This is a genomic window from Inquilinus sp. (assembly GCF_057815775.1).
This window is the reverse complement of record NZ_JBYRFX010000637.1, coordinates 1-4,197: the sequence shown is the minus strand read 5'-3', so window position 1 is coordinate 4,197 and position 4,197 is coordinate 1. Positions and strand designations below refer to the sequence as shown.

Below are 4,197 nucleotides of genomic sequence, written 5' to 3'. Positions count from 1 at the left end.
GCTGACGCGACGCACGCCGAGGTTATGGATCCGGTGCCGGCCGAGCCCGGCAAGCCCGACCCGGATGCCGCCCGCGTCCGGATCACGGAGGCCAGGGCCGCGTTCCAGCGCCACGCCCGGGTGGTCGTCCAGATCACGGCGGTGCAGTCCCGCATCGCCCGCAATCTGTACGGGCCGCAGCAGGCCGCCACGACCACGCGGACCGAAGCGGCCGACCAGGTGCGCAAGCAATGGCGCACGCGCCGGGTCGAATGCATCGTCGAAGAGGCCATCACCCAGTGCGTGCCGGTCAACCCATACCCCCTGGTGTTCAAGCTGCGGGGCCGGCTCGCGGGGCTCGATCCCGATCTGGACCCGGATTTCCAGGACCGCCCGCTGGGCGCGACCGTCGCCCTGATCTGCCGGGGCCTGGGCCTCAAGCCCGACTGGTCGCAATGGGCCGGCGAGGATTGGGCGCTGGCCGAGGCCCGCGACCAGGCGCCAGGGTCGCCCTATGCAGACCCCCGGGACCGCAGCCCGTCCACGCCCGACACCGGCTGACGCTCACGCCGCCGGGGCCAGCAGGCCGCCGGCGTCGGACAGGGCGCGCAGGTGGTGGTCGGCGTCGCCGAACAGCAGCTCGATCATGCTCAGCCGCTTGAACAGATGGCCGGCCTTGTACTCCATGGTCAGGCCGATGCCGCCATGCAGCTGGATCGCCATCTGCCCGACCAGCCGGGCGGAGCGGTTGACCTGCAGCTTGACGGCCGACAGGGCGGTGCGGCGCTCCGCCGGGTCGGCATCCAGCATCATGGCGGCGTACAGCGCCATCGATCGCGCCTGTTCCAGCGCGATCATCATGTCGACCGCCTTGTGCTGAAGGCTCTGGAAGCTGCCGATGGCAACACCGAATTGCTGGCGGGTCTTGAGATAATCGACGGTCAGCCCATGCAGCGCGTCCATCGCCCCGACCGCTTCGGCCGCCAGGGCGGCGATGGCGATGTCGGCGACTGCCTCGATCACCGGCAGCGCGACCCCGATGGTGCCGATCACCGCCTCGGCCGGAAGCTGGACGCCGGAAAAGGCGATTTCGGCGGCGCGCAGCCCGTCCTGGGTGGGATAGCCCTGCACCGTCACCCCCGGCGCCGCCGGGTCGACCAGGAACAGGGTGATGCCGTCGCGGTCGCGGCGGCAGCCGGCTGTGCGGGCGCTGGCCACCAGCCAGTCGGCGCCGTCGCCATGCAGCACCGCGGTCTTCAGCCCGTCCAGTACGAAGCCGCCGCCGGCCGCCGGCGCGGCCGAGGTGGCGACATCATGCAGATCATAGCGGGCCTGGCGCTCGGAATGGGCGAAGGCCAGCGTCGTCGTGCCGGCGGCGATGTGGGGCACCAGCCGGGCGCGCTGGGCCGCGCTGCCGGCCAGGCGCAGCACCGACCCGGCCAGCACCACGGTGGCGAGATAGGGCTCCAGCGCCAGGCCGCGGCCGATCGCCTCCATCACGATCGCGGTCTCGACCGGGCCGCCGCCGAAGCCGCCATCCTCCTCGGCGAAGGGCAGGGCGGTCAGCCCCATTTCGGCAAAGCCGCGCCACACCGCCTCGTCCCAGCCGCGCGGGCCCTGGCGGCGGGCCTGCCGCTGCTCGAACGCGCCATAGGCGTCGGCGATCAGCCGGTCGACGCTGTCCTTGAGCATCCGCTGTTCGTCGTCGATGTCGAAGTTCATGGGCTGCCCCTCACAGGCCGAGGATGGCCTTGGCGATGATGTTGTGCTGGATCTCGTTCGAGCCGCCGTAGATCGACACCTTGCGGGCGTTGAAATAGGTCGGCGCGGCGAAACCCGCCCAGTCCAGGTCGGCCAGCAGGTCGTTGTTGCCCGGCACCGAATCGTCGGCACGCCAGGCCAGTGCGGCGGGCCCGGCCAAATCCAGCAGCAGCTCGGTCGCCACCTGCTGCAGCTCCGACCCCTTGATCTTGAGGATCGAGGAGGCGGGGTCCGGCTTGCCGCCGCCCTCGCCGTTCCCCCCATTGCTGCGATGCTGCGCCGCGACCACGCGCATCTGGGTGATCTCCAGCGCCTTCAGCTCGACCTCGGCGGCCACGACGCGGCTGCGGAAGGCCGGGTCGTCCCACATCGTGCCGGCGCCGGCCGGCACCGTCCGCGCCAGCCGCTTGACCCGGGCGATCCGCTCCTTCGACAGGCCGATGCGGGCGATGCCGGTGCGCTCATTCGCCAGCAGGAACTTGGCGTAGTCCCAGCCCTTGTTCTCTTCGCCCACCAGGTTCTCCGCCGGCACGCGGACGCCGTCGAAGAACACCTCGTTGACCTCGTGCCGGCCGTCGATGGTGATGATCGGCCGCACGGTGACCCCCGGCGTCGTCATGTCGATCAGCAGGAAGGAGATGCCGGCCTGCTTCTTCGCCGCCGGGTCGGTCCGCACCAGGCAGAAGATCCAGTCGGCATGCTGGCCCAACGTGGTCCAGGTCTTCTGGCCGTCGACGACATAGTGGTCGCCGTCGCGCACCGCCCGGGTGCGCAGCGAGGCCAAATCGGATCCGGCGCCGGGCTCGGAGAAGCCCTGGCACCACCAGTCGTCCAGATTGGCGATGCGCGGCAGGAAGCGGCGCTTCTGGGCGTCGGAGCCGAAGGCGGCGATGACCGGCCCGATCATGTAGCAGTTGAACTGCAGCGGCAGCGGCACCGCCGCCTGCTGCAGCTCCTCGGTGAAGATGTAGCGCTGGATCGGCGTCCAGTCCCGGCCGCCCCAGTCCGCCGGCCAGTGCGGCACGGCCAGGCCATGGGCGTTCAGGATGCGCTGCGAGGTGACGATGTCGTCCTTCGCCAGCTCCTGCCCCTCGCTGACCCGGTGGCGGATCCCGGCCGGGATCTCGCTGCGGAAGAACTGGCGCAGCCCGTCGCGGAAGGCGATCTCCTCGGGCGTGAAGCGCAGATCCATGGCGGCGCGTCCTTCTCAGTGGATCTCGAACAGGCCGGCGCAGCCCATGCCGCCGGCGACGCACATTGTGACCACGACATGGCGCACGCCGCGGCGCTTGCCCTCGATCAAGGCGTGGCCGACCAGCCGGGCGCCGCTCATGCCGAAGGGATGGCCGATGGCGATGGCGCCGCCATCGACATTCAGCCGGTCGGACGGGATGCCCAGCCGGTCGCGGCAGTACAGCGCCTGCGAGGCGAAGGCCTCGTTCAGCTCCCACAGCCCGATGTCGTCGACAGTCAGGCCGTTGCGCTGCAGCAGGCGGGGCACGGCGAAGACCGGGCCGATGCCCATCTCGTCGGGCTCGCAGCCGGCGGCGGCGAAACCGCGGAAGCTGCCCAGCGGCTGCAGCCCGCGCCGCGCTGCCTCGGCCGCCGACATCACGACGCAGGCCGAGGCGCCGTCCGACAGCTGGCTGGCATTGCCGGCGGTGACGAACTGGCCCTCGCGCACCGGTGCCAGTCTGGCCAGCCCCGCCAGCGTCGTGTCCGGCCGGTTGCCCTCGTCGCGCGCCAGGGTGGCGGTCTCGTGCCGGATCTCGCCGGTTGCCTTGTCGGTGACGGCGCGGGTCGCGGTGATCAGCACGATCTCGGCGTCCAGCCGGCCGGCCTCCTGCGCCGCCGCGGTCCGGCGCTGGCTCTCCAGCGCGAATTCGTCCTGCGCCTCGCGGCTGATGCCGTAGCGGGCGGCGACGATGTCGGCGGTCTCGATCATCGGCGTGTAGATCGCCGGCTTGTGCGCCGTCAGCCAGTCGTTCTGCACCAGCTCGCGCCGCACCGTCGGCTGCACCAGGCTGATCGATTCGACACCGCCGGCCACCGCCACCGGCACGCCGTCCAGGATGACCCGGCGCGCGGCATGGGCGATGGCCTCAAGGCCGGAGGCGCAGAAGCGGCTGACGGTGACGCCGGTGGAGGCGACGGGCAGGCCGGCGACCAGCGCGGCATGGCGGGCGACATTGCCGCCGGTGGCGGCTTCGGGATAACCGCAGCCCAGCACCACCTCCTCGACCTCGGCCGGGTCGATCCGGGCGCGCTCGACCGCCGCCCGGATGGCATGGGCGGCCAGGTCGGCGCCCTTGACCAGGTTCAGGCTGCCGCGATGGGCCTTGCCGATCGGGGTGCGGGCGGTGGCGACGATGACGGCTTCGGTCATGGGGCGGGGCCTTTCTCGGGTGCCGCGGCCTTGGCGCGCTCCTCTTCGATCAGGGCGCGGGCCAGCAGCTT

Annotated in this window: 4 protein-coding genes; 1 reads left to right on the top strand and 3 read right to left on the bottom strand. The window is 71.7% G+C overall.

Translation table 11 applies throughout. From position 1 onward, the window contains the following. A partial coding sequence (locus AC3XYG_RS22130; protein ID WP_489142030.1) for a hypothetical protein occupies positions 1-540 on the top strand: 540 nt, incomplete at its 5' end. 3 nt (positions 541-543) lie between these two features. On the opposite strand, the gene AC3XYG_RS22125 is transcribed toward AC3XYG_RS22130, so the two are convergent. Genes AC3XYG_RS22125 through AC3XYG_RS22115 form a run of 3 tightly spaced genes read right to left on the bottom strand, consistent with a single transcriptional unit; the run spans position 544 to position 4,126 of the window. Further along, a complete protein-coding gene (locus tag AC3XYG_RS22125) occupies positions 544-1,701 on the bottom strand; it encodes an acyl-CoA dehydrogenase family protein (protein ID WP_489142029.1) in 1,158 nt (385 codons plus the stop codon). 10 nt (positions 1,702-1,711) lie between these two features. Beyond that, positions 1,712-2,932, bottom strand: coding sequence for an acyl-CoA dehydrogenase family protein (locus tag AC3XYG_RS22120; RefSeq protein WP_489142028.1), 1,221 nt, complete (start codon positions 2,930-2,932; stop codon positions 1,712-1,714). Between the two features lie 15 nt (positions 2,933-2,947). Continuing rightward, a complete protein-coding gene (locus AC3XYG_RS22115) occupies positions 2,948-4,126 on the bottom strand; it encodes an acetyl-CoA C-acyltransferase (RefSeq protein WP_489142027.1) in 1,179 nt (392 codons plus the stop codon). Positions 4,127-4,197: the final 71 nt, after the last annotated feature.